The organism is Lentzea sp. HUAS12 (assembly GCF_024125735.1).
GTDB classification, from domain to species: Bacteria; Actinomycetota; Actinomycetes; order Mycobacteriales; family Pseudonocardiaceae; genus Lentzea; species Lentzea albida.
On the sequence record NZ_CP099738.1, the window covers coordinates 5,390,734 to 5,415,622 of the forward strand.

20 protein-coding genes are annotated in these 24,889 nt (G+C 69.0%); 10 read left to right on the forward strand and 10 right to left on the reverse strand.

The features are described 5' to 3' along the window. Window positions 1-25: 25 nt before the first annotated feature. From ND450_RS24175 to ND450_RS24190, 4 genes are all read left to right on the forward strand, one after another. On the forward strand, window positions 26-643 hold the full coding sequence (locus ND450_RS24175) for a hypothetical protein (protein WP_253320974.1): 618 nt from the start codon (window positions 26-28) through the stop codon (window positions 641-643). A 291-nt stretch (window positions 644-934) separates the two neighbouring features. Beyond that, entirely contained in the window at window positions 935-1,669 is a 735-nt protein-coding gene (locus tag ND450_RS24180) for a hypothetical protein (RefSeq protein WP_253320975.1), read from the forward strand. Between the two features lie 8 nt (window positions 1,670-1,677). After that, window positions 1,678-1,977, forward strand: a complete 300-nt coding sequence (locus ND450_RS24185) for a roadblock/LC7 domain-containing protein (protein ID WP_253320976.1) — start codon at window positions 1,678-1,680, stop codon at window positions 1,975-1,977. A 147-nt stretch (window positions 1,978-2,124) separates the two neighbouring features. Beyond that, complete coding sequence (locus ND450_RS24190) at window positions 2,125-2,496, forward strand: hypothetical protein (RefSeq protein ID WP_177230226.1); 372 nt, start codon at window positions 2,125-2,127, stop codon at window positions 2,494-2,496. A 44-nt stretch (window positions 2,497-2,540) separates the two neighbouring features. Here ND450_RS24190 and ND450_RS24195 read toward each other — a convergent pair whose 3' ends face one another. The 7 genes from ND450_RS24195 to ND450_RS24225 form a co-directional block, all read right to left on the reverse strand. Continuing rightward, complete coding sequence (locus tag ND450_RS24195) at window positions 2,541-3,983, reverse strand: DHA2 family efflux MFS transporter permease subunit (protein WP_253320977.1); 1,443 nt, start codon at window positions 3,981-3,983, stop codon at window positions 2,541-2,543. Window positions 3,984-4,023: 40 nt separating this feature from the next. Continuing rightward, a complete protein-coding gene (locus tag ND450_RS24200; RefSeq protein WP_253320978.1) occupies window positions 4,024-4,506 on the reverse strand; it encodes a MarR family winged helix-turn-helix transcriptional regulator in 483 nt (160 codons plus the stop codon). Window positions 4,507-4,556: 50 nt separating this feature from the next. Further along, the gene (gene pulA, locus ND450_RS24205) at window positions 4,557-9,956 is read right to left on the reverse strand and encodes a pullulanase-type alpha-1,6-glucosidase (protein WP_253320979.1); all 5,400 of its coding nucleotides are present in this window, start codon (window positions 9,954-9,956) and stop codon (window positions 4,557-4,559) included. A 94-nt stretch (window positions 9,957-10,050) separates the two neighbouring features. Beyond that, window positions 10,051-11,295 carry a hypothetical protein gene (locus tag ND450_RS24210; protein ID WP_253320980.1) on the reverse strand — a complete coding sequence of 415 codons (1,245 nt, stop codon included), beginning with the start codon at window positions 11,293-11,295 and terminating at the stop codon, window positions 10,051-10,053. A gap of 20 nt (window positions 11,296-11,315) precedes the next feature. Then, window positions 11,316-12,824 (reverse strand): alkaline phosphatase, encoded by a 1,509-nt coding sequence (locus ND450_RS24215; RefSeq protein WP_253320981.1) that lies wholly within the window; start codon window positions 12,822-12,824, stop codon window positions 11,316-11,318. A 51-nt stretch (window positions 12,825-12,875) separates the two neighbouring features. After that, on the reverse strand, window positions 12,876-13,301 hold the full coding sequence (locus ND450_RS24220) for a hypothetical protein (protein ID WP_253320982.1): 426 nt from the start codon (window positions 13,299-13,301) through the stop codon (window positions 12,876-12,878). Between the two features lie 43 nt (window positions 13,302-13,344). Then, window positions 13,345-14,028 (reverse strand): ESX secretion-associated protein EspG, encoded by a 684-nt coding sequence (locus ND450_RS24225; RefSeq protein WP_253320983.1) that lies wholly within the window; start codon window positions 14,026-14,028, stop codon window positions 13,345-13,347. A gap of 156 nt (window positions 14,029-14,184) precedes the next feature. On the opposite strand from ND450_RS24225, the gene ND450_RS24230 reads away from it, so the two are divergent. The 4 genes from ND450_RS24230 to ND450_RS24245 are packed head-to-tail and all read left to right on the forward strand — an operon-like array spanning window position 14,185 to window position 16,999. Continuing rightward, window positions 14,185-15,156, forward strand: a complete 972-nt coding sequence (locus ND450_RS24230; RefSeq protein ID WP_253320984.1) for a DUF6346 domain-containing protein — start codon at window positions 14,185-14,187, stop codon at window positions 15,154-15,156. 37 nt (window positions 15,157-15,193) lie between these two features. Further along, entirely contained in the window at window positions 15,194-15,637 is a 444-nt protein-coding gene (locus tag ND450_RS24235) for a YbaB/EbfC family nucleoid-associated protein (protein WP_253320985.1), read from the forward strand. A 24-nt stretch (window positions 15,638-15,661) separates the two neighbouring features. After that, window positions 15,662-15,952: a hypothetical protein gene (locus ND450_RS24240; protein ID WP_089922236.1), complete on the forward strand. Its 291-nt coding sequence runs from the start codon at window positions 15,662-15,664 to the stop codon at window positions 15,950-15,952. Window positions 15,953-15,955: 3 nt separating this feature from the next. Next, window positions 15,956-16,999: a hypothetical protein gene (locus ND450_RS24245; RefSeq protein ID WP_253320986.1), complete on the forward strand. Its 1,044-nt coding sequence runs from the start codon at window positions 15,956-15,958 to the stop codon at window positions 16,997-16,999. Between the two features lie 27 nt (window positions 17,000-17,026). Here the strand turns inward: ND450_RS24245 and ND450_RS24250 are convergent, their stop codons facing one another. From ND450_RS24250 to ND450_RS24260, 3 genes are read right to left on the reverse strand one after another with little or no spacing between them, the layout of a single operon-like run. After that, window positions 17,027-17,443: a DUF4233 domain-containing protein gene (locus ND450_RS24250; RefSeq protein WP_089922234.1), complete on the reverse strand. Its 417-nt coding sequence runs from the start codon at window positions 17,441-17,443 to the stop codon at window positions 17,027-17,029. Continuing rightward, entirely contained in the window at window positions 17,440-18,777 is a 1,338-nt protein-coding gene (locus ND450_RS24255) for a folylpolyglutamate synthase/dihydrofolate synthase family protein (protein WP_253320987.1), read from the reverse strand. Before ND450_RS24255 ends, ND450_RS24250 begins: the two co-directional genes overlap by 4 nt. Before the next feature lie 5 nt (window positions 18,778-18,782). Beyond that, entirely contained in the window at window positions 18,783-21,410 is a 2,628-nt protein-coding gene (locus ND450_RS24260) for a valine--tRNA ligase (RefSeq protein WP_253320988.1), read from the reverse strand. A gap of 109 nt (window positions 21,411-21,519) precedes the next feature. On the opposite strand from ND450_RS24260, the gene ND450_RS24265 reads away from it, so the two are divergent. After that, window positions 21,520-22,449 (forward strand): hypothetical protein, encoded by a 930-nt coding sequence (locus ND450_RS24265; protein WP_253320989.1) that lies wholly within the window; start codon window positions 21,520-21,522, stop codon window positions 22,447-22,449. Between the two features lie 150 nt (window positions 22,450-22,599). After that, window positions 22,600-24,888, forward strand: coding sequence for an FdhF/YdeP family oxidoreductase (locus tag ND450_RS24270; RefSeq protein ID WP_253320990.1), 2,289 nt, complete (start codon window positions 22,600-22,602; stop codon window positions 24,886-24,888). Window position 24,889 lies beyond the last annotated feature (1 nt).

A 24,889-nucleotide genomic window follows, 5' to 3' on the forward strand; every position in this document is an offset into this window, starting at 1 on the left:
TGGCCGATGCGACATAGTGCTGCGCGTGAGTGCAAAGCACACGGGTTCCGCGCTGACCGGCGCCGCCGTCCTCTTCGTCCTCCTGCGCCTCCTCGCCGTCTCCCACTACGACTGGCACACGGCGTTCGCGCTCCTGCACACGCTCGAGCTGGACGACGCGCCCGGTCTGTTCCTCGGCACGTTCATGGCCGATGACCGCATCAGCACGGTGCTGCTGATGATCGTCACGCCCGCGACGTTCTTCTTCTACCTGCGCACGCGCAGGGATCCCGAGCGGGCGAACACGACGGCGTTGCTCACGCTGATCGTGCTCATCGCGTTGATGGTGTCGCACACGCTGACGTACCACCGGTGGTGGCTGGCGGCCGGGGCCGTGGTGATCGGGGCGGCGATGGTGCTGGCCATCCGGAACGCGCGGTGGTTGCTCAAGTGGTTCGCGTGGTTGCTGGCCGGGTCCGCGCTCGTGGTGGCCGCCGTCGTCAGCACGCCGTGGGTGCCGAAGGAGCGGATCAACGACGACCGCGAGGTCTACGTGTTCGAGACGAGCCCGGGCTTCCTGAAAGTGCTCGGCGCGCACGACCGGAAGTTCGCCATTCTGCGGACCGACGAGGTGCGCGAGCGCGAAGAACTCGCCGACCACTGAAAAGCCCATAGAAGTCGAATAAATACTTTTCGAAAATGTTGCCACGCGATCTGGAATCATTCACTCGATCGTGTAGTTACCCGCACACTTTTCCGATACCGACAGGTAAGAAGTAACGGCGTCGGTCACTCCTTCGATGAGCCAGAAGTGCCCGATTGGGCGGTTATTCGACACGATTCCGCTCGGTTAGATCGAATTGACTCGGAGTGACCTCTGTTACGCGACCATCGAGCCGCATTCGACGCCCTCGAATGTGCCTTGACGCAATCCCACGACCGCCGTGTCACGGGGGTGTTGCGTGTTTCCGGCAATGCCGGTGGGGTGTTCCACCTGCACGAAGGCGTGGTGGTCGCCGTGGAGAGCGCCGGTTCCCCGGGAGCGGACACGCTGCTGGTGAGCTCGGGCGTGATCAGCGCGGAGGAGTGGGACGCGGCGCTCGTGGAGAGCGTCGCCGCCGGGTCTCTCCGGGACGCGCTCGTCGCGCGCGGGTCCGTCGGGCCCGCCGAGGTGGAGGCGGTCGCCCTGGCCGCCCTGCACGACGGAGCGTTCGCCACCGCCGCCGGTGACGTGGAGGAATGCGTCATCGACACCGATTCCACCGACGTGCCGTTGCTGCCCGCGAACGGCATCGCGCCGGCTCTCCTGCTCGAGCACGTGGCAGGCCTGCTCGACGCGCTGACGGTCCCGTTCTCCCCCTACCGGGACCGGCTGGTGCCGGGACGGAGGACGCCGTCGTCCGAGGAACGACGGGAGATCGTCGCGCACGCCACGGGAAGGCGCAGTGCGCGGGACATCGCTTTCGCGACCGGCAGGAGCCTCCACCCGGTCACCGCCGAGATCTCCCGAATGCTCGGTGAGGAACTGCTGGACATCGCCCCGCCGGCGACGGCCTTCAGTTTTTCGCACTGGGGTCTGCCCTCCCTGCGCCCTCGGGCTCCGGGGCCGGGCAGCGGAAAGGAACTGGATTGGACTACGACGCCCTGGCCGCCGAACTGCGGAAAGTCAGAGAGAACGTCGCCGGAGTGACGGACACGGTGATCGCCGCGTCCGACGGGATCCCGATTCTCACCGACGTCGCGAAGAACGTCGAACCCTCGCACATCTCGGCGCTCGCGGCCGCCGATCTCGGCATCGCGCGCCAGGCGGCCGAGGTGGTCGGTCTGGGCGCGCTCCGCCAGACCGTTGTGTTCGGCAGCGAAGGCTACATGGCCGTGTACTCCATCAGCCGGACCGCGCTGATGGTCGTGCTCGGGGACAAGGGCCTGAACCTCGGGCGCCTCCTGCACGAGACCCGGCCGGCGATCGAACGGATCGGTTCGATCATGACCCCCTGACGCACCATCCACCGAAAAAAATGGTCGTAGCACATGTCCGCATTCGGTTCATTGCTCTCATCGATGTGGAGACGTGTCCGCACGCGATCGGGGAGCGAGCCGACCACGTTGCCTCGATCACCAGTTGACACAGAAAAGTGGAGTTTGATGAACATCGACACCGCACTAAAAGAGGCCATGTCCATCTCCGGCGCCGTCGGCGTCGCGCTGGTCGACTACGACAGCGGGATGTCGCTCGGCACGAGCGGCGGCGGCGACTGGCTGAACCTGGAGATCGCGGCCGCCGGCAACACCGAGGTCGTCCGGTCGAAGCTCCGGGTCATCCAGACGCTGGGTCTCAGCGACACCATCGAGGACATCCTGATCACCCTGCACCGCCAGTACCACCTCATCCGGTTGATGGGCGGCGTGAAGGCCAGGGGCTCGCTGTTCCTCTACCTGGTCCTGGAGAGGGACGTCTCGAACCTCGCCCTGGCGCGGCACCAGCTCAAGCGCATCGAGACCGAGCTGCAGATCTGATCGAACGGGCGGAGGGCGCACGGTTCGTGCGCCCTCCCCTTCTCCTAGTGCACCAGAACGGGCTGGGCGTCCCGCGCCACGGCGACCTGCCGCAGCACGAACACCGCGAGACCGAGCGCCACCGCGACGAGCGCGGCCGAGATCCAGAACGCCAGGTGGAAGCCCGAGGTCAGCGCCTCCAGCCGGCCGACGCCCGACGCGAGCAACGACGACGTGTAGCTCGTCGAGGTCGTCGCCAGCACCGCGAGCCCCAGCGCGCCACCGACCTGCGCGGTCGTGTTCACCAGACCGGACGCCAGCCCTTCCTCGCCGTGCGAGGCACCGGACATCGCCAGCGTCATCAGGGCCGGGAACGACAGCCCCAGCCCGATCCCCAGCGGCGCGACCGCGGGCAGGATGTGCGCGACGTACGACCCGTCGACCGGCACCTGCGTGAACACCAGCATGCCGGCGAGCATGAACAGCAGGCCCACGATCAGCATGTTCCGCTCGCCGAACCGGGTGTTGAGGCGTGCCGACAGCGACACCGAGAACATCGCGATGGCACCGGCGACGGGCATGAACGCCAGACCGATCTGCAACGGCGTGTACTGCAGCACGAGCTGCATGTAGAGCGTGCCGAGGAAGAACAGCCCGAACATGCCGGCGACCATCGAGATCTGGACGAGGTTCGCGCCCGTCACGTTGCGGGACTTGAACACCCGCAACGGCAGCAACGGCTTCGCGGCAGTCCGTTGGCGCAGCACGAATCCCACCAACAACGCCACCGCCACGGCACCGAGGCCCAGCGTGTGCGCGGAGCCGAAGCCGTAGTGCTCGGCCTTGACGATCGTGTAGACGCCGAGCATCACCGCGGCCACGATCAGCAACGCCCCGAGGACGTCCGCGCCTTCCCGCAGCCCCAGGCCTTCCGAGTCGGGCACCAGGCGCACGGCCGCAACGGCGGCGACGAGGCCGATCGGGATGTTCACGAAGAAGATCCAGTGCCACGACATGGCGTCCGTGAGCACGCCACCGAGCAACAGCCCGAGGGACGCGCCCGCCGCCGCGACGAAGCTGAACACACCGATGGCACGCCTCTGCTCGTCGGGCTTCGGGAACATCGTCACGACCATGCCCAGCGTCACGGACGTGGCCAGCGCACCGCCCGCACCCTGCACGAAGCGGGACACGATCAACATCTCGGCGCTGACGGACAGACCGCACAGCAACGACGCGACCGTGAAGACGCCGAGGCCGATCAGGAACACCTTCTTGTGCCCGATCAGGTCACCCAGGCGACCCGCGAGCAGGAGGAGACCGCCGTAGGCGATCAGGTACGCGTTCACGACCCAGGCCAACCCGGCCTGGCCGAACTTGAGGTCCTCCTCGATCGCGGGCAGCGCGACGTTCACGATCGTCTGGTCCAGCACGATCATCAACATCCCCGCGCACAGCACGATCAGCGCGAGCCAGCGCGCGTCGGTTCTCGATCCCCCTGAAGTCATAAGAGGGACCGTAGCAGATAGTTTTGTACGGGACTATCTTCTACCCAACCGCATGACGAAGAGCACGCTTGCGCGGCGGCCTCTCACAGGCGACAGGAGTGCCCAACCGGCCTTCGACCAGCCTCGTCAGGCCGTTGACCATGCCCTCTCGCTCGTCTTCAGGCAGCGACCCCAGCACGCTGCCGACCACCTCGTCGTGCACGTCAGCGGCCTTCGCCACGATCTCGCGGCCCAGATCCGTCACCACCACAACGCGCGCACGGCGGTCCGTCGGTGAAGGCTTGCGCTCCGCGTACCCAGCGGATTCGAGGGCGTCCATCGTCACGACCATGGTCGTCTTGTCGATGCTGACGCGATCGGCGATCTCGGTCTGCGTGAGATCCGCGTCGAGGGCGCTGGACAACACGCAGCGGGCTCGCGGAGTCAGTCCGATCTCCGCGAGCCGCGCCGTCAGTTCGGTCTCCAGTGCGTGACCCGTCCGGTGCAGCAGCATCAACAGGTCGGTACACCCCTTCGTGCCCATGAGCACCAAGGTACCAAACCAATCTGCAACAAAACTGTTTTGCGGCGGGACTATCGCTCCAGCACGACTACCGATCGTGCCGCACCGACCTTCTTCTCGCTGGTCACAGCCTTCCAGTCACCGGCGGGCAGCGTGACCGCCCTGTCCGTCGGGTACGGGTTGATGACCACGACCAGTCCTCGACGCGCCGGGTCCACGTCCGGCCCGACGGTGTCGTCGACGTGCATGACGATCACACCGGGCTCGGCCGCGGGGAACGAGACCTTCTGCTGCACCAGGTCCGCGCTGCCCAGCGAGAACAACGGCGACGTCTGGCGGATCCGCAGCAACTCGAGGGTCGCGTCGAGCGAGGCCTTCATGTCCGCCGGCGCGGGCTTCGGCCCGGCCAGCAACGGCTTCGCGTACGGCCACTTCGCCTCGTTGTCGGCCTTGGGCGGCAGCCCGCGACCGAACCCGTTGTCGCGCAACGACGGGTCGTAGGCGTTGAACCAGTCGCCCGAGTCGTAGCTGTTGCGGTCCAACGACTTCGAGCGCAGGAACTCCGTACCCGCGTGCACGAACGGCCGCCCCTGCCCGAGCAACGCGGGCGCCAGGGACACGGTCTGCATCTTCACCCGGTCGACCATCGACGTCTCGGGCTTCAGCTTGTACATCAACGCGTCGAACAGCGCTTCGTTGTCGTGCGCGTCCACGTACGTGATGGCCTCCAACGGCTGCCCCGTGTACCCGGCGGGAGAGCCGTTGTACTGCACATCGCGCCCGGCGACGACGGGACCGGCCGTGGACTGGAACCGGTACGACGCCATGTTGCCCGCCATGCCGAGCTTCACCAGGTCGCTGTAGTTCTCCAGCCGCGCAGCCACGTTCCCGTTGGCGGGTGAGGAGTTAACGTCGCCGGCCAGACCGGAGCCGATGCCCTGCACGCGCGGGTCGTCGTCGAACGGACCGCCTCCGCGCACCGCGTCCCGGAGCCGGTCGCTGAACGTGCCGACGCCCGTGCCGGCCATGTTCGCCTGGGTTGCCTGCTCGAACCGGGCGTTGCCCGCGACCTCGCCGAAGTCCCAGCCCTCGCCGTAGACGCCGATCTTGCGCCCGTCCACGCCGTCGCGTTCGACCGTCAGCGCGTCCAGGGCGGCGCGCACCGCGAGGATGTTCGCCTTCGGGTGGTGGCCCATCAGGTCGAACCGGAACCCGTCGACCTTGTACGTGCGCGCCCACCGCACCACCGAGTCCACGACGAGCTTGCCCATCATGGCGTTCTCGGTCGCCGTGTTGGCGCAGCACGTGGAGTTCGCGACCGAGCCGTCGAGGTTGAGCCGCTGGTAGTAGCCGGGCACGACCTTGTCGAGCACGGACGTCGGTGCGTCGCCGAACGCCGCCGTGTGGTTGTAGACGACGTCCACCACGACGCGGTTGCCGTTGTCGTGCAACGACTTCACCATCTCGCGGTACTGCTTCGACCGCGCCCAGCCGTTCTGCGCGTCCGCCGTGGCGTACGAGCCCTCGGGCACGTCGTAGTGGAACGGGTCGTAACCCCAGTTGAAGCCGTCCTTCGCCGCGACCGCACCGACGCAGGCCTGCTGCTGGTCGGAGTCGGCGGGCAGCGAGGGCAGGTCGCACGCGGGCGTGGCCTGGTCGGACCGCTTCTCGGGGATCGTCGCGATGTCGAACGTCGGCAGCAGGTGCACGGTGTCCATGCCCGCCGCGGCCAGCGTCTTCAGGTGCTTCATGCCGGTCGAGTCGCGGTGCGTGAACGCCTTGTAGGTGCCGCGGTCCGATGCCGGAACCGACTGGTCGTTGATCGAGAAGTCGCGCACGTGCAGCTCGGTGATCGCGCCGCCCATGCCCTTCGCGACGTCCTTCGCCCACCCGGACGGCATCGACCGGCTGTCCTTGAGGTCGGCGAACTGCGAGTGCGTCGAGTTCACCGACAACGCCACGGAGTACGGGTCGGTGACCACGACCGTGCGCTCCCAGTTGGTGACTTCGAACTGGTAGTACTTGTTCTTCCAGTTGCCGTCACCGGACCACGAGCCGGACGCGTCGTCGCGTTTGAGCTGCACGACCTTGCGAGGCTCACCGGACGGCTCGTCGAACAGCCGCAGCTTCACGTTGGTAGCAGTCGGCGCCCACAACCGGACCGACGCGCGGTCGCGGTCGAACGCCGGCCCGAACGCCAGTCTCGTCGCCGCGGCGGCATAGCGGTCGTCCAGCACCCCCGCGATCTGCACGCTCGTGCGGTGCCGGATCGCGCCGCCCGCGTCGACGTGCACGGCCACGAGCCTGTCCCGCAACGCCTCGTCCACGAACCCGCGCACGGCGAACACCGGCTTCCCGCGCAGGTGCGGGAACTGCGCCGGGACCTCGTCGGTCGTGGGCGAGAGCCGCAGCACCTTCGCGCCGTACTCCAGCCGGTAGCCGTCGGACTGCACCGACGGCACGTCCCAGACGACCTTGTCCTTGGAGATCCAGATCGCCTTGGCCTTGGTCAGGTCGTCGTCGGCGGCCGGACCGGCGTTCGGCGGCAGCAGGTAGGTCTCGTCGCCCTGCAACTGCCACACCTCGTTCCCCTTCTGCCCCAGGTCGAGGAACTGGTCGGGCCCGGGGTCCTTGGCGTCGCCGCGGTGGACGATGTAGCTCAGGCCCGCCGCACCGGCCGCGAGCGGCACGGACCAGTAGACGCCGAACTGGTCACGTCCGTCCGGCACGCGCGACTGGTTCCAGCCCGGTGACGGCTCCGCGGAGCCGGTCCAGTGGTACATCGTCCAGTCGGTGTAGTCGCCGTCCGGGCGGTTGTAGTGGATCACCGCGCGGCTCTCGGCGGCGGCAAGAGAAGCGTGCACCTTGCCGTTCGCCACCCACGAGTGGCCACTCGTGAACTTGCCCGAGGCCTCCACGGTCGTGCCGCGCACGACGGAGAAGTCCGTGGTGGGCGGTAGTTCAGCAATACCATTCGAGAGCAGCACATCAGGCCGCCCAGCAACACGTACAACAACGCCTGCGGAGTCACCGACGTAGTGCACGACCGCCTTGCCGGTGGCCGCCTGCTCGGACGGGTGCACGGACGGGTCGCCCTGCTTCAGCCACACCTCGGGCGTGACGCTCGGGTCCACGACCCGGTCGACGGACGTGTCCTTCTCGTCGCCCTTGTGCGCGATGAGCCCGACGGACTTGGCGCCCGGCTTCAGCTTCACCCAGGCGAAGCGCCCGTAGGCGTCCTCCCCGGCGAACGGCAGAGGAGCGCTCCACTCGGTCGGCGTCTCGACGTCGCCCCAGACGTGCAGGCCCCACCCGTCGTAGTTGTCGCGGGCGTAGTGCACAACCAGCCAGTCCGGGTTCTTCGTGCCGGGCTCGGGCAGCGGCGGGGCGGCCACGAGCGACACGAACGCGCCGTCCGCGCCGAGTTCCCCCGACTTCGCCACGACACGCAGTTCGACGCGCTTGCCCACAGCCGCACCCGGAAGTGCCGAGAGGTCGGCGAACACGCGGTACGGCGCGGCGTCGTCGGTGCCGAGCACCGTCCAGTCGCGCGTGCCCTCGACGCGAGCGGCGAAGGTCGCGGCGGCGTTCGGGGCGGTGATGCCGTCCGCGCGGAGCTCGACGCGCTCGTCCAGCACGGTTCCGGCGGCCGGGGCGACCAGCGTCGGCGCCGGCTTGGACTTGGCGACGTCGCCGGTCCCCTTGAGCACCACCGTCGACAGCGCGGGCACGGTCACCGTGACGCGCCCGTTCCGCACAGCGGCGTTCTCGAAACCGGCGGACGACACCGGCACGGTGACGGTCGCGGGCGCGGTGCCCGCGTTCGCGACGACGAGGTGCTCACGGCCGAGGATCCGGCTGAACGCGAACACGTCCCCGTCGGCGTAGCGGAGGACCTGGTTGCCGTCGCGCCACACCGGGTCCTTGTCGACCTGCGCGGCCAGCGCCTTGAGCTGCTGGTACAGCGGGTGCGAGGTGGTGAAGTTGTCGACGGCGCCCGTGCGGTCGGAGCCGACGAACTTCTCCGCCGCGTACTCGGGCGTCTTCGAGGCGAACATGTCCTGACGTGCGAGCTTGTCGCCGCCCGTGCCCGCGAAGCCCTGCTCGTCGCCGTAGTAGACGACCGGGTTGCCGCGCCACAGGTACATCAGCTGGTTGCCGAGCTTCAGCCGTTCCAGCAGCTCGGCGTCCGAGATGCCGGGCCGGTCGTTGCGGATCATCCACGCGATGCGGCCCATGTCGTGGTTGCCGAGGAACGTGGGCAGCGACGAGGCGTTGGAGTCGGCGTCGGTGTAGCGGTCGTCGTCGAGCAGGACCTCACCGAGGCGCTGGGAACCCTTGCCGGACAGGAAGGTCAGCGCGCTGCTCTGGAACGGGAAGTCGAGCGTGGCCTGCATGCGGCCTTCGGTCGTGTACTTCGAGGTGTTCTCGGGCGAGGAGTCGAAGACCTCGCCGAACACGAAGAAGTCCTTCTTGCCCTTGCGGTTCGCGTACTGCTTCACGTGCGGCGCGAGGGCCTGCCAGAACTCCAGGTTGACGTGCTTGACCGTGTCGACGCGGTAGCCGTCGATGTCGAGCGTGTCGATCCAGCTGGTGAAGATGTCCTTCATGCCGTTGACCACGCGCGGGTGCTCGGTCATGAGGTCGTCGAGGCCGGAGAAGTCGCCCTGCTCGCTCGACTCGCCGGAGAACGTCGAGTCACCGCGGTTGTGGTAGAGCGTGGAGTCGTTGAGCCACAACGGGAACTTCGTCGGACCGTCCTTCACCGGCGTGTACGGGAACGACTTGGCCGCGTCGAGCTTCGGGAAGTCTTTGCGGCCCGCGTACTCCGCGATGTCGAACGGCTTGCCCGACGCGTCCAGGTACGGCTGGGCACCCGTCGAGACGTACTGGGTCTTGCCCTCCTGGTACTTGATCACGTCGGCGGTGTGGTTCGCGACGATGTCGAAGAAGACCTTGATGCCCCGCCGGTGCGCGTCGCGGATCAGGTCGCGCATCTCCTGCGTGGTGCCGAAGTGCGGGTCGAGCTTGGTGAAGTCGAGCGTCCAGTAGCCGTGGTAGCCGGCGGAGTCGCCCTGCACCCAGCGGTTGAGGAACATCGGCGTCATCCAGATCGCCGTGATGCCCATGCCGTCGAGGTAGTCGAGCTTCTGGCGCAGCCCCTTGAGGTCGCCACCGTGGTAGAAGCCCTTGTCGGCGGGGTTGAACCCGTGCTCGGCGGCCTTCGAGCGGCCGCGGTCGTTGCCGGGGTCGCCGTTCGCGAACCGGTCGGGCATCACGAAGTAGAAGCGCTCGCCCCGGAGGTCGTCGCGCTTGGGCGGCAAGGCGAGCCTCGCGTCCCCGTCGCGCACACCGGGCGCGACGTCCACCACCTCGCCCACGGCGAGGCGTTGCGGTGGAGCGGCAACGGCCTGGACCGGTGTGAGGGGGAGTAGAACCAGTGCAGCGAGCGCGGCGACGACCCGACGCATCGCGACCTCCTTGTCGCAACTTCTTGCAGGGTTGCTGCACGAAACCACGGCAAACAGCAGGAAACAATACGTCGGGTTCTGCAAATATTTGCGATCAGCCCGCCGGACGCCGGTAGGTGATCGCCATGTTCAACGGATGTGAGCGCCACTCGTTGACCGCCAGCCCGGCGATCACGCCGATGCCCTCGACGGACTCGGGCGTGGCCGGAGCGCTGCGGCTCGCCGAGCCCGCGAGCGGTCCGCCGGCCGGCGGCGGCGAGAACTGGGCGATGACCACCTGCTGCCCCTCGTGCGGCTGGACGGCCAGCAGCACGTGCGGATCGGCCTGCTCGCCGTCGTTCTCGATCGGCTCCAGCGACAGGAACTCGCCGCGTTCCGCCGCCTCGCCGCACTTCCGCCCTGCCCACTTGAAGGCGTCCATGACGTCGTCGTCGGAGAGCGCGGCATTGGCTTCGGCCAGCGTGACCTGCTGCAGACGCGTGCTGTGCGCGGTCATCTGGCCGTTGGTGGTGAAGCGGTCGGGGATCATCGCGTCGCCGGTCTCGACGTCGATCATGAGCATGTCGCGGAACCGGGTGTCGGCGAGCGGCGAGCGCCCCATGAGGCCGCGGCCGAGCATCTCCCCCAGCGTCGCGTCGGTCGTGCGCCAGTACGTCGTCTGCTCACCGATCCGCAGGCCGACGAAGTCCCTGACCGGGAGGCTCGGCAGGGCGGTGACGAGCCTCTGGCCGGGCTCGACCGGAGACGGCGGAGGCTGCGGCCGGAACGGCGGCAACGAGGCGAACCCGGGATCCACCTGCGCCGTGCGGACCACATGGTGGGCCCACGCGCGCACACGCGACAACGGGTGGTCGGGGAATCTCGGGTCGTGGCGCGGGTCGTCGCCCGCGTGGAACGGCAGCACGCCCTGCAGCTCGGGCGCGTACGGGTGTTGCCTGACCCAGTTCTCGAACCCGAGCTCGGCGGCGAGCACGGCCTCCCGCGCGCCCGTCATCCCCCGCTCCGCCGCCACCAGCTGCAGCACGGCGCTGGAGCGCTCCTTCGGGATGGTGAACGAGCAGGTGAAGACCTGCCCGTTGGGCTGGTTCGGCAGCGGCAGCTTGACGATCCGCAGCAACGCGGGCGCCCCTCCGAGCTGGACGACGTGCGCCTCGACCAGGCAGCCGGCCTCGCCGTGGATGACCGCGAGGTCGTGCCGGAGCTTCGGCAGGTCGTCGAGCCCTGCCGGGAGGTCCGGGACCAGGCCGAAGTAGGTGAGCACGGCCTGGTCACCGTTGGCGTGCTGCCAGGTGTTCTGGTCAAGCTGACGGAAGCCGGTGGTGTCGAACGAGATGGGCACGCACCGACACTACGTCCCTGCTAGGCGGCTTTCAGCGTGCGGGACCACAGCGACGCGCCGGTGGAGTCGCGCAGCCACACCGTGAGCTCGTGGTGCGACGCCTTGACCTCGCCGAAGTGCTGGAACCCGTCCAGCGGCGAGGTGTTGGCGGCAGGTGGCGCGTGCACGAACACGGCCTGCGGGCCGAACGTCGGGTCGAGCGTGTTCGGACCGAACGCGCCGGAGTGCAGCGGACCGGACACGAACTCCCAGAACGGGTCGAAGTCGCCGACGGCCGCGCGGTCGGGCGAGTAGTGGTGCGCGGCCGTGTAGTGGACGTCCGCCGTCAGCCACACCGTGTTCTTGACGCGGCGCTTCTTGAGCTCCCTGAGCACCCATGCGATCTCGTGCTCACGGCCGTTGGGCGCGCCCGGCAGACCGTTCGCGACGCCCTCGACGTCGGCGCCGTCCGGCACGGTGAGGCCGATCGGCAGGTCCGCCGCGATGATCTTCCACGTGGCCGTGCTGCGGCTCAGGGAGTCGACGAGCCACCTGGCCTGCTTCGCGCCGAGGATGACGCCGGGCTGGTCCTTGGGCGAGGTGTTCCTGTCCTTGTAGGTGCGCATGTCGAGCACGAAGATCTCGACGTTGCGGCCGTAGGAGAACTTCCGGTACACGCGACCGTCGACCGCACGCTTCTGATCGATCGGCATCCACTCGTGGAAAGCCTGGAAAGCGCGCTGTGCCAGCACGTCCACGCGCTTCTCGGTGTACTGCGGCAACTCCAGGATCTCGCCGGGGTACCAGTTGTTGGTGACCTCGTGGTCGTCCCACTGGACGAAGCTCGGGACCTGGGCGGCGAACCGCTTCACGTTGTCGTCGAGCAGGTTGTAGGCGAACTGGCCGCGGTACTCGTCGAGCGTTTCGGCCACTTTGGACTTCTCCGGCGTGACGACGTTGCGCCACACCCGGCCGTCCGGAAGCGTCACGCTCGCCTGCATCGGGTTGTCGGAGTAGACGCTGTCGCCGCTGTGGACGAAGAAGTCGGGCCTGCGGTCGGCCATCGCCTTGAAGATCGGCATGCCGCCGATGTCCGGGTTGATCCCCCAGCCCTGGCCCGCGACGTCACCGGACCAGACGAAGCTGACCTCCTCCCGGCCGAGCGGGGCCGTCGTGAAGCTGCCCGTGACCGGTTCGCTGCGGCTGCGGCCGTGCAGGTCCTCGGCCGTCACGCGGTAGTAGGCCGGACGGCCGGGCAGCAGGCTCGAGACGCGCAGCCGGCCCGTGCCGCCGGTCTCCGGGGTGAGCAACGGACCGCGGAAGTGGCGGGAGAGGCGAAACTTCGGGTCGTGGGACACCTCGACGAGCATCCGGGACGGCCGGTCCGCGCGGGTCCAGACGATGCCTCCGTCCCAGGTGACGTCGCCGGACTGCACGCCGTGCGTGAGGATCGGGCGGTCGGTCTTCGCGAGGCCGACGCCACCCGGCACCAGGGCGGCGGCCGTGCCGAGTGCGCCTGCCTTGAACAACGTACGACGGTCGAAGGTCATGCGCGGTTTCTAGTCGCCGGTTCTGACCAGCGGCCGAACCGCGGGTGAACTTCAGCAGCGCTTGTCGGTCCAGCCGCTCACGTAGCCGCCACCGGGCACGGTGACGCTGGCCACCGCGCGGGTGCACTTGTCCAGCGTGGCGCCGCCGGCACCCCAGAGCTCCTGCCTGGTGGTGCTGCGGGACTCGCTGCCGGGGTACTCCTCGGTGCCGTCGATCACCGCGATCCAGTTGGTGACGCGGAAGGAGTGGTTCTGGGCGTAGGAGTCCCAGACCCAGGTGTAGGCGTAGTTCTTGCCGCAGCCGGCGAACTGCTTCACCGACGCGATGGTCGCGCCCTGGTACTTCACGTACCCGGTGGTGCCGATCTGCTTGGCGGAGGCACATCCCGGGACGGTCTCGGCGTGGGCGGTGCCCGAGAACCCGGCGGACAGCAGCGTCGCGGCCAGTGCGGAGGCGATGGCGAAAGGCTTTCTCACGGCCGCGACGCTGCGGCAGTCCGGTTAGGCGGTGGTAAATCCCTCAGGTCAGGCGCTTCAGCCAGTCGGCGACGACCTGGCGGGACGCGGGTGTGGCGTGCACCCACGTCTGGTGGTTCTCGTCGGTGTACTTGACCACGAGCCAGCGGCCGTCCTCGAAGTCGATCGTGGTGAGGAACGTCTTGGCCCGCTGCCTGCCCTCGCCGTCGTGCCTGGCCGCGTACAGCTTCGCCGTGCCCTTGCGGGGCCGGGCGAGCAACCGGCGCAACGAGAGCGTCGGCGACGCCAGGCCCTGCTGGTGCAGGTTGATCTCCGTCTCGTGCACGTTGATCGACGCGCCGCGGCCCGCCGGGACGTCCGGCAGCTGCATCGCGAGGACCTCCGGCGCGTTCTCCGGCCGGATCGGGTGCAGCTGCACGAACCCGTTGTCGTGCACGGCGAGCACGCCTTCCTGCGCGTTCGCCGCCACGACGACGGGCCTGGTCTCGTGCGGCGCGACCGCGATCCAGGCCGAGTAGTCGTGCTCCGCCTTGGCGATCAGGTGCAGCGCGCCCCTCACGTCCGGGTGGTCGAGCCCCACTCGGTGCAGCTCAGCGAGGACGTCGCTCTGGTCCTCGGTCTCGCCGGGCGAGCCGACCGGCAGGGCGGGGTGGTGCTCCCCCAGCTCCTCCTGCTTCCACAGCACGTCGAAGGCCAGGTCGGACAGTTCGATGGACGACCGCAGCACGTCATCCCCCAGGTCGGTGCTTTCCCGCAGAATCGTGCGCCGATCAGCATAGCGCCAGGTCGCAGGCCTCGTCCGGGCTTCGGGGCCCGATCGGGTGAACCCGGACGGCTGCCGAAAGCGACCTGCCGTCGCCTTCCCGGTGTCTAGGGTGGGCGGGTGCGCGCACTCGCTTTCGGACTCGCCGCCGTCCTCGCCTTCCTGGCCCTGGCCACGACGATCCGCACCACGGACGTCCTGACCGGCGCGCTCGAAGCACGGCAGGTCGGCACGGCCACCGTGACGTCGTGCACCGAGCACGGCCCGATCGGGCGGTGGGGCGTCGGCACGTCCCACGCGTGTGAGGCGGACGTGCGGTGGGACGGCGGCGGCACCGAGCGGGTCGCGTTCGCGCCGGGGCAACTGGAGCCAGATGAGCAGGACGTTGCCGTGTTCCGGTCCACGAGGGAGGCCGGGCGCAACGACAGCGCGCGCTGGTTCCTCGCCGGACCGCTCGCCGCCGTCGCGCTCGGATTGCTGACGCTGTGGTTCCTCCTGGCCGCGGTGTTGTCGCTGGTGCCGGGGCGGGGCACGGCGAAGCCGGACGAGAAGTGGCCGGTCACCAAGGCGGAGGTGAAGGCCACTCCGGTCACGCGGCGGGTGCGGCGGTTGCGTCTGCTGGCGTGGCTCGCGCTGGGCACGGCCGCCGCGGAGGGGCTGGCCTCGATGCCGTTCTTCGACGCTCCGCGCCGCGCCGGGGAGTTCGTGTCGCCGTGGCCCGCGATCGAGGACGCCTGGCTCGTCGACCTGCCGTCCGGGGTGCTGGCCGGGTTCGCGGTGCTCGTCGCCGCGGTCATCGGGCTGATCGCGGAGGGTGTGCGCAAGGACGCCGCCCGCATCGTCCGCTATGGACAGTCCTACCTCGACGCGAAGAAGGTGCCGCAGGGCGGGAGCAGCTGGGTGCCGGCGGCGGTCCTCGCGGCGCTCGCGGTGTGGGCGGTCGTCGAGGTGGTGCTCGCGATCCACGACGCGCCGGTCGTCGTGTGGCTGGCCGGTGGACGGGACGCGCTGGTGCTGCTGGCCCTGCTGGGCGTCGTGCTGTCCACCCGGCAGTCCGCAAAGGACATGGCCTCGCAACTGGTGGCGAAGTAAGGGGAACCGGAACGCCGCCCGATCAGTCTGACGGGGCATGAGTTCCGCAGAACTGGGCGCTGGGCAGCAGCGGCTCGACGACTACATGCGTCGCGTCAACGACATCCAGCGCAGAGCCGAGGAGACGCAGGCCCAGCTCAAGGCGTTGCGCGCGGACGTGAGCAGTCCCGACAGGTCGGTCGCGGTGCGGATGGCGCCGGGCGGGCGGCTCGAGAAGCTCAGCCTGACGCCCGCGGCGATGCGGATGTCGCACGACCAGCTCGCCGCCCTGATCACCGAAACGGTGAGCAGGGCACACGCGGCCGTCGCCGGGCAGATGGAGGCGACCATGCAGCCGTTGATCGGCGGCACGCCGGCCATGGACTTCCTGCGCGACCAGGTCACCGCGGCGCAGGCGCCGGAGGAGACCGAGGAACAGCCTCCGAGGCAACAACAACGGCCGCGCGACGACGACGAGCCGTTCGGCACCATCTACCGGTAAGGGGTCCCGGTGACAGGATTTTCCATGGAGCCCGCCGACGTGATCAGTCACGCGGGCACCGTGCAGTCGTTCGGAATGGAGCTCACGCGCGCCGCCGGACGAGGCGAGAGCGTTGATCTCGGCGTCGAGACGTACGGGCTCATCGGCCAGGTCTTCAGCATTCCCGTGCGCATCCACATCGCGGCGATCGCGAACTCCATCAACGAGCTGGCGAACGCGCTGCCGGACGTGGCCGACGCGCTGCGCGACAGCGCGGACGCGACGCGCGAGACCGACGACGACCACGCGAAGCTCTTCGCGAAGTACAAGGGGTAGCAGATGGTTCTCGACGTCAGTGCCGACAACGCCACCGACGGTGCGCGGATCGTCGACACCGTCTGGAAGTGCGCGGAGGACTTCAACAACCCGAGCGACTGGGCGTTCGACGGCGTCGCCCTCGGGCTCGACGTGCTCGGCTTCGTGGCGAACCCGCTCGGCACCCTCGTGGGCGCGGGCATCGGCTGGCTGATCGAGCACGTGTCGTTCCTCAAGGAACCGCTCGACGACCTGGCGGGCGATCCCGGCGCGATCAACGTCGTCGCGGCCGCCTGGGGCGAGGTCGCGAAGGCGTGCGCCAAGGTGGGCAACGACTACGCGGCCGCCGCCACCAGCCAGACCAGCACGTGGACCGGCCAGTCCGGCGACGGCTACCGCAAGGCGGCCTCCACGCTGGCCGAGCAGATCAAGGCGCTGGAAGGCGCCGCGAACGCCGTGGCCACCGGCATCCGGGGCACGGGCATCCTGGTCGCGGCGGTGCGCGGCATCATCCGCGACATCGTGGCGGACGTGGTGGCGGAGTTCATCATCGCCGCCGTGACCGCGCTCGCGACGAGCTGGTGCAGCTTCGGCGCCTCGATCGCCGCGTTCACCGGCTGGGCCGTCGCCCGTGCGGCGTCGACCGCGGGCAAGATCGCGGGCAAGGTCAGCAAGCTGCTGATGAAGCTCGCGCAGGCCGTGCGCAAGTTCGACAACCTCAAGGGCGTGTCCGACGCGCTCGCCAAGGCCGCGGTCAACATCGGCCGCAAGGCCAAGGGCGTCGGCCGGTCGATCGGCAAGAACCACGCCGCCGTCAAGCAGATCGAGGACGGCTTCGCGAGCGCCAACAACGCGATCCGCGACAAGCTGACGTTCGGCAACGACGCGGCGAAGAACGCGGCGAACCGGGTCGACGACATCATGGCGCCGCGCGGCCGGGACGGGTTCGCGGACACGGTGAAGCCCGTGGCCCTGGGGCGGACCGGCGCGTCCGAGGCGTTCAAGGAAGGCGCCAACTGGGACGAGAGTTACGAGAAGGGCCAGGAGGATCTGAACAAGCAGAGGTGACGTGCCGGGCCTGACCGCCGCACGCGGTCAGGCCTGCTCCTGCTCCGCCTGCTCCCGTGCCGCCTGTTGCTGCGCGGGCAGCCGCCCCTCGGCCATCCGCTGCAGCAGGTCCCTGCGCAGCCACAGCAGGTAGCCCCACACCAGCCCGAAGATCACGCCGATCACGCCCATCGCCGGCAGCAGCAGCCACGAGGCGATCAGCAGCACGTGCAGGCCCACCACGACCGGGATCGCCCACGGCCGGCGGACGAACGCGCACATCGCGATGAACACCGCGATGAAGCCGAACGCGATCCAGCCGACGAGCGAGGTGACGCCGCCGTGCAGCTTGGCGATGACCGGCAGGGCCAGGGCGACGACGATGACCTCGAGGATCAGCGTGCCGGCCATGATGCCCCGGAACGCCTTCATCGGGTCCTTCTTCAGAGGGGCCGGGGTGGTCATGCCGGCTCCTTTCCGAACAGCGCGCGGGCCTCACCGGCGGTGACGACCGAGCCGGTGACGATGATGCCGCCGCCGGACTGCTCGTCCTCGGTGAGGTGGATGGCTTCCTCGATGGCGTCGACCAGTCTCGGGCGCACCTCGAACCGGTCCTCGCCGAAGATCGGCACGGCGAGGCCGGCGAGCACGTCCGGGTCCATGGCGCGCGGCGAGGAGTTGGTGGTGATCACCAGTTCCTGCACGACCGGTTCCAGGGCGGACAGGATGCCCTCGGCGTCCTTGTCGGACATGACCGCGACGACGGCGACCAGCTTGCGGAAGCCGAACTCCGACTCCAGCGCCTTGGCGAGTGCCGCGGCGCCGTGCGGGTTGTGCGCGGCGTCGACGAACACGTTGGGGGCGCTGCGAACGCGCTCCAGCCTGCCCGGCGTGATGACCGACGCGAAGCCCTCGCGGACGAAGTCGACGTTGACCTGGCGGTCCGGGCCCGCGCCGAAGAACGCCTCGACGGCGGCCAGCGCGATCGCCGCGTTCGCCGCCTGGTGTTCTCCGTGCAGCGGCAGGAAGATGTCCTCGTACACGCCGCTGAGGCCCTGCAACGTGATCATCTGGCCGCCGACCGCGACGGCCCGCGAGATCACGCCGAACTCGCTGCCGAACCGGGCCACGGTCGCGTCGACCTCGGCCACCCGCTCCAGCAGCACCCGCATGACCTCGGGCGTCTGCTCGCCGATGATCGCGACCGAGCCCGGCTTGATGATGCCGGACTTCTCGACCGCGATGTCCTCGGGGCGGTTGCCCAGGTACTCGGTGTGGTCGACGCCGATCGGGGTCAGCACGGCGACGCGGGTGTCCACGATGGACGTCGCGTCCCACGTGCCGCCCATGCCGACCTCGACCACGGCGACGTCGACCGGCGCGTCCGCGAAGGCCGCGTAGGCCATGCCGGTGAGCACCTCGAACTTGCTCATCCGGATCTCGGACCGCGAGTCGACCATCGCGACGTACGGCTCGATGTCGCGGTAGACCTCGACGTAGCGCTCCGGCGAGATCGGCTGGTTGTCGAGGCTGATCCGCTCGGTCGCGAGCTGCAGGTGCGGGCTCGTGAACCGGCCCGTGCGCAGGCCGATGCGCGTGAAGAGCGCGTCGACCATGCGCGACGTCGACGTCTTGCCGTTCGTGCCCGTCAGCTGCACGACCGGGTAGGACGTCTGCGGGTCGCCCAGCACGTGGGCGAGCGCCTTGATCCGGTCCAGCGACGGCTCGAGCTTGGTCTCGGGCCACCGCTGGTTCAGCTCGTTCTCGACGTCGAGGAACTCGTCGAGGTTCGTTTCCACTGTTCTTACGCCTCCGGCAACGCCGCGAGGCGCTCGTTGATGCGGGCGATCTCGGACTCGGCCACGGCCTTGCGCTCCTCGATCTTGGCCTTGACGTCGGCGGGCGCCTTGGCGAGGAACGCCTCGTTGCCCAGCTTCTTCGTCGTGCCGTCGAGCTCCTTCTGCGCCACGGCCAGGTCCTTCGCGAGGCGCTTGCGCTCCGCGGCGACGTCGATCGCGCCGGACAGGTCCAGCTCGACCTTCACCGCGCCCTTGGGCAGACCGACCTCGAGCGTCGCCGAGACGGTGAACTCCTCGCCGGGCTCGGTGAGCCGCGTCATCGCGCGGACCGACGGGACCTGGTCGAGCAGACCGACGCAGCACGCGCCGCGGACCTTGCCCGCGACCTTCTGGCCGGGCTTGAGGCCCTGCTCGGAACGGAACCGGCGGATCTCGGTCGCGAGCTTCTTCAGGCCCTCGACCTCGGCCTTGGCGTCCAGGTCGCGCTCGGCACCGGACGGCTTCGGCCAGTCGGCGACGACCAGCGACTCACCGCCGGTCAGCGACGTCCACAGCGTCTCGGTGATGAACGGGATCGCCGGGTGCAGCAGGCGCAGCAGCGTGTCGAGGACGTGGCCCAGGACGGACTGCGTGGCCTCGGCGCGGCCGTCCGCGATCTGGACCTTCGCGATCTCCAGGTACCAGTCGCAGAACTCGTCCCACGTGAAGCTGTAGAGCGCCTCGCAGGCACGGGAGAACTGGAACGCCTCGAAGTTGGAGTCCACGGTGGACACCAACGCGTCGAGCTCGTCGAGGATCCAGCGGTCGGCCGCCGTCAGCTCGTCCCGAGCGGGCAGCGGACGCTCCACCGTCGCGCCGTTGGCCAGCGCGAACCGGGTGGCGTTCCACAGCTTCGTGGTGAAGTTGCGGGAGCCGGCCGCCCACTCCTCGGCGACGGCCATGTCCGAACCGGGGTTCGTGCCGCGCAGCAGCGTGAACCGGGTGGCGTCCGCGCCGTAGCGCTCCATCCAGTCCAGCGGGTCGATGCCGTTGCCCTTGGACTTCGACATCTTCTTGCCGTACTGGTCGCGGATCAGGCCGTGCAGGAAGACGTGGTCGAACGGCTGGACCTCGTCCATCGCGTACAGGCCGAACATCATCATCCGGACGACCCAGAAGAACAGGATGTCGTAGCCGGTGGACAGGACCGAGGTCGGGTAGAACTTCTTCAGGTCCTCGGTGGAGTCCGGCCAGCCCAGCGTCGAGAACGGCCACAGGCCCGAGGAGAACCACGTGTCGAGGACGTCCTCGTCCTGGCGCCAGCCCTCACCGGTGGGCACCTCGTCGTCCGGTCCGACGCAGACGACCTCGCCGTTCGGGCCGTAGTGGACCGGGATCCGGTGGCCCCACCACAGCTGCCGCGAGATGCACCAGTCGTGCAGGTTGTCGGTCCAGTCGAAGTACCGCTTGTTCAGCTCGGCCGGGTGGATCTTGGTGCGGCCGTCGCGGACGGCGGCGGACGCGGCGGCGGCGATCGAATCGACCTTGACCCACCACTGCAGCGACAGGCGCGGCTCGACGACCGTGTTGCAGCGCGAGCAGTGGCCGACGGAGTGGACGTACGGCCGCTTCTCCGCGACGATCCGGCCCTCCGCGCGCAGTGCGGCGACGATCGCCGGGCGCGCCTCGAACCGGTCGAGGCCGAGGAACGGGCCGGGCACGGTGATGGTGGCGCGGCCGTCCATGACCGTGAGGTTCGGCAGGCCGTGGCGCTGGCCGATCTCGAAGTCGTTCGGGTCGTGAGCGGGCGTGACCTTGACGGCGCCCGTGCCGAACTTCGGGTCGACGTGCGCGTCGGCGACGATCGGGATGCGGCGGCCGGTCAGCGGCAGCTCGACCTCGGTGCCGATGAGGTGCCGGTAGCGCTCGTCGTCCGGGTGGACGGCGACCGCGGTGTCACCCAGCATCGTCTCGGCGCGAGTGGTCGCGACGACGATCGAGTTCTCCCCGTCGCCGTAGCGGATCGAGACGAGCTCGCCCTCGTCGTCGCTGTGGTCGACCTCGATGTCCGACAGCGCCGTCTGGCAGCGCGGGCACCAGTTGATGATCCGCTCGGCCTGGTAGATCAGGCCGTCGTCGTACATCTTCTTGAAGATCGTCTGGACGGCGCGGGACAGGCCCTCGTCCATGGTGAAGCGCTCGCGCGACCAGTCGATGCCGTCGCCGAGCCGCTTCATCTGGTCGAGGATCTTGCCGCCGTACTCCTCTTTCCACTCCCAGACGCGCTCGACGAACTTCTCGCGCCCGAGGTCCTGCCGCGACAGGCCCTGCTTCGCGAGGTCGCGCTCGACGGCGTTCTGCGTCGCGATGCCGGCGTGGTCCATGCCCGGCAGCCACAGGACCTCGTAGCCCTGCATGCGGCGGCGGCGCGTCAGCGCGTCCATGACGCTGTGGTTCATGGCGTGACCCATGTGCAGCGAGCCGGTGACGTTCGGCGGGGGCAGCACGATCGTGAACGGCGGCTTGTCGCTCTTGACGTCCGCCTCGAAGTACCGCCGGTCGACCCACCGCTGGTACAGCTCCGCCTCTACCTCCGCCGGAGTCCACGCGGCGGGGAGTTCGGGACGCTGGGTTGCGGTGTCGAGTTCAGTCACAGCCGAGAAGTCTACGGAGGCCGGGGTCTCGACTTGAAACGAGATACCTGATAACGGCCCGGCGACGATTCCCGCAGGGCGGACCACGTCCCCACCGGGGTGCCCGATGATGTGCGCCGATCATCTGGGGGAACACGTGCACCACGACATCGAAGATCATCCTGATCTGAAGGACGCGGCCTGGATCCGCGCCGCGAACAGACGCGCGAAGCGGGACGTCCGCAAGATGCGCAGACGGGCGCGCCTGCGCAGGCACAGCGGCAAGGTCGTGTCGCTGATCGCCCTCGTCGTCATCGGCGGGGTGCTCTACGGCATGCACCGCGCGGGCGAGTTCCGCGACGTCTCGCTGCCGGACGTCACGCTGCCGACCGAGGTCGCGCCGTACCGGGGCGTCAACACCGAGGTCCCGTTCGCCGGCACGCCCGCCGAGCAGTGGGCCGACGGCGAGAAGGGCATCGTCGCGCCCGACCAGAACCCGGAGTACGCGGCCGGGTACGAGGCCGCGCGCAAGGCGCTGGTCGCCGGGCACCTCGACCCGAAGGTGATCGCCGACCACGACCTGGAGCCGTTGCTGGGCATGATGTCGCCCGAGACGAGGGACATGCTGGCGACCAGCTCCGGCTCCATTTCGCTGACCAGGCTCAAGAAGGGCAGCACGCTGCTGCCGAACGGGATCAAGGTCGACGGCCGCATGTGGCCGGGCCGCGACGAGCACGGCCGCCCGGTCGTGCACACGAGCTACCGGTTCGCCTACGCCTTCGACCCCGGCGACCAGAAGTCGTTGCTCGACCAGTACGAGATCGTCGCGCTGCAACGGGCAGACGTCGACTACCAGCTCGTGGACGGCCGGATCTGGCTGCCCAAGGTCGACGGCTTCGTCTACTCGATGGGGTGCCAGGCCGCGAAGGAAGGCTTCCTCGCGCCCATGTTCAGCGAGAAGCGGTTCCGGCCGACGACGACGCAGAGCCCGGAGGACGACCGCAAGCCCGAGGAGTGGTTCGACCCGAACGCGCCGATGCCGACCAGCGGCTGCGATTGATCACTCTTTCAGAGGTGCCGGGCGAGAGTGACGGCGATCACAATTGAGCGTCACGGACCGCTCAACCCCTTGGGGCCCGTGACGGGCGACGCCGCCGCGTTCTTCGGGGGCGCTGGCGGCGCCGACGTCCATAAGCGTTGAATGGGACGCATGAGCAGCAAGCCCCCGCAGCACGACGTCGACGAGTCCGCGATCGAAGTCAGCACCCCGAAGACATGGGCCGCGGGGATCCCCGGCGTGCTCGTGTCGCTCGACCGCGCGGTCGAGCAGATGGGTGTCGGGCGCACGGTGAAGACGTTGCGACTGCTCAACCAGCGCGAAGGTTTCGACTGCCCCGGTTGCGCGTGGCCGGAGCCGCAGGGGCACCGCAAGATGGCGGAGTTCTGCGAGAACGGCGCCAAGGCCGTCGCGGAGGAGGCCACCAAGCGCCGCATCGGGCCCGCGTTCTTCGCCGAGCACTCCATCGAGAGCCTGCGGACGAAGACCGACTACTGGCTCGGGCAGCAGGGCCGGATCACCGAACCGATGGTGCTGCGGCCGGGTGCGACGCATTACACACCGATCGCCTGGGACGAGGCGTTCACGCTGATCGCCGACGAGCTGAACGCGTTGCCGACCCCGGACGAGGCGATCTTCTACACCTCGGGCCGCACCAGCAACGAGGCCGCGTTCCTCTACCAGCTGCTGGTACGCTCGTTCGGCACGAACAACCTGCCGGACTGCTCGAACATGTGCCACGAGTCGTCCGGCTCGGCGCTGAACGAGACGATCGGCATCGGCAAGGGCTCGGTGTCGATCAAGGACTTCGACCTCGCCGACCTCATCGTGGTCATCGGCCAGAACCCCGGCACGAACCACCCGCGCATGCTCAGCGCGCTCGAGGACGCCAAGAAGAACGGCGCGAAGATCATCGCGATCAACCCGCTGCCGGAGGCGGGCCTGATGCGGTTCAAGAACCCGCAGAACGTCGCGGGCGTCGTCGGCAGGGGCACCGCGCTGTCCGACGAGTTCGTGCAGATCAAGGTCGGCGGCGACCAGGCGCTGTTCCAGGCGATCGGGCACCTGCTGCTGCAGTGGGACCAGCTCGACAAGACGTTCATCGAGGCGAAGACGCACGGCTTCGAGGCCTACGCCGAGAGCCTGCGCGAGCTCGACTGGGACCGCGTGCTCACCGCGACCGGCCTGACCCGCGAGCAGATCACCCGCGTGGCGGGCATGTTCGTCGACTCGAAGGCCACCATCGCCTGCTGGGCCATGGGTCTCACGCAGCACAAGCACAGCGTGCCGACGATCCGCGAGATCACGAACGTCATGTTCCTGCGCGGCATGATCGGCAAGCCCGGCGCGGGCCTGTGCCCCGTGCGCGGCCACTCGAACGTGCAGGGCGACCGCACGATGGGCATCTACGAGAAGATGCCGGAGTTCTTCCTGAAGGCGCTGGAGATCGAGTTCGGCATCTCGGTGCCGCGCAAGCACGGCTACGACACCGTCGACGCCATCAACGCGATGCGCCACGGCCGCGGCAAGGTCTTCATCGCCATGGGCGGCAACTTCGTCAGCGCCACCCCGGACACCCCGGTGACCGAGAAGGCGCTGGAGCAGTGCTCGCTCACGGTCCACGTGTCGACGAAGCTCAACCGCTCGCACGTGGTCCACGGGAGGACGGCGCTGATCCTGCCCGCCCTGGGCCGCACCGAGAGCGACGTGCAGCACTCGGGCGAGCAGTTCGTCACGGTCGAGGACTCGATGTCGGTCGTGCACCGGTCCCGCGGCCGGCTGGCGCCCGCGTCGGAGCAGCTGCTGTCCGAGGTCTCGATCGTCTGCCGCCTGGCGCGCAGGACCCTCGGCGCCGCGCACCCCGTGGCGTGGGAGGAGTTCGAGAAGGACTACGACGTCATCCGCGAGCACATCTCGCGGGTCGTGCCGGGCTGCGCCGACTACAACACGCGCGTGCGCCAGCCCGACGGTTTCGTGCTGCCGCACCCGCCGCGCGACTCGCAGGAGTTCGCGACGACGACCGGCAAGGCCAACTTCACGGCCAACGAGATGACGGTCATCGACGTGCCGGAGGGCCGCCTGCTGATGCAGACCCTGCGCAGCCACGACCAGTACAACACCACGATCTACGGCCTGGACGACCGCTACCGCGGCGTGAAGGACGGCCGCCGCGTGGTGTTCGTGAACCCGGAGGACGTGGCGGCGCTCGGGTTCTCCGACGGCCAGATGGTCAACATCGTCTCAGAGTGGAAGGACGACCCGACGGGCGTCGTCGAGCGCCGCGCCGACTCGTTCCGGATCGTCGCCTACTCGACCGCCCGCGGCTGCGTGGCGACGTACTTCCCCGAGGCGAACCCGTTGGTGCCGCTGGACTCCAAGGCGGACATCTCCGGGACGCCCACCTCCAAGTCGGTCATCGTGCGACTGGAGCCCGTGGCCTGAC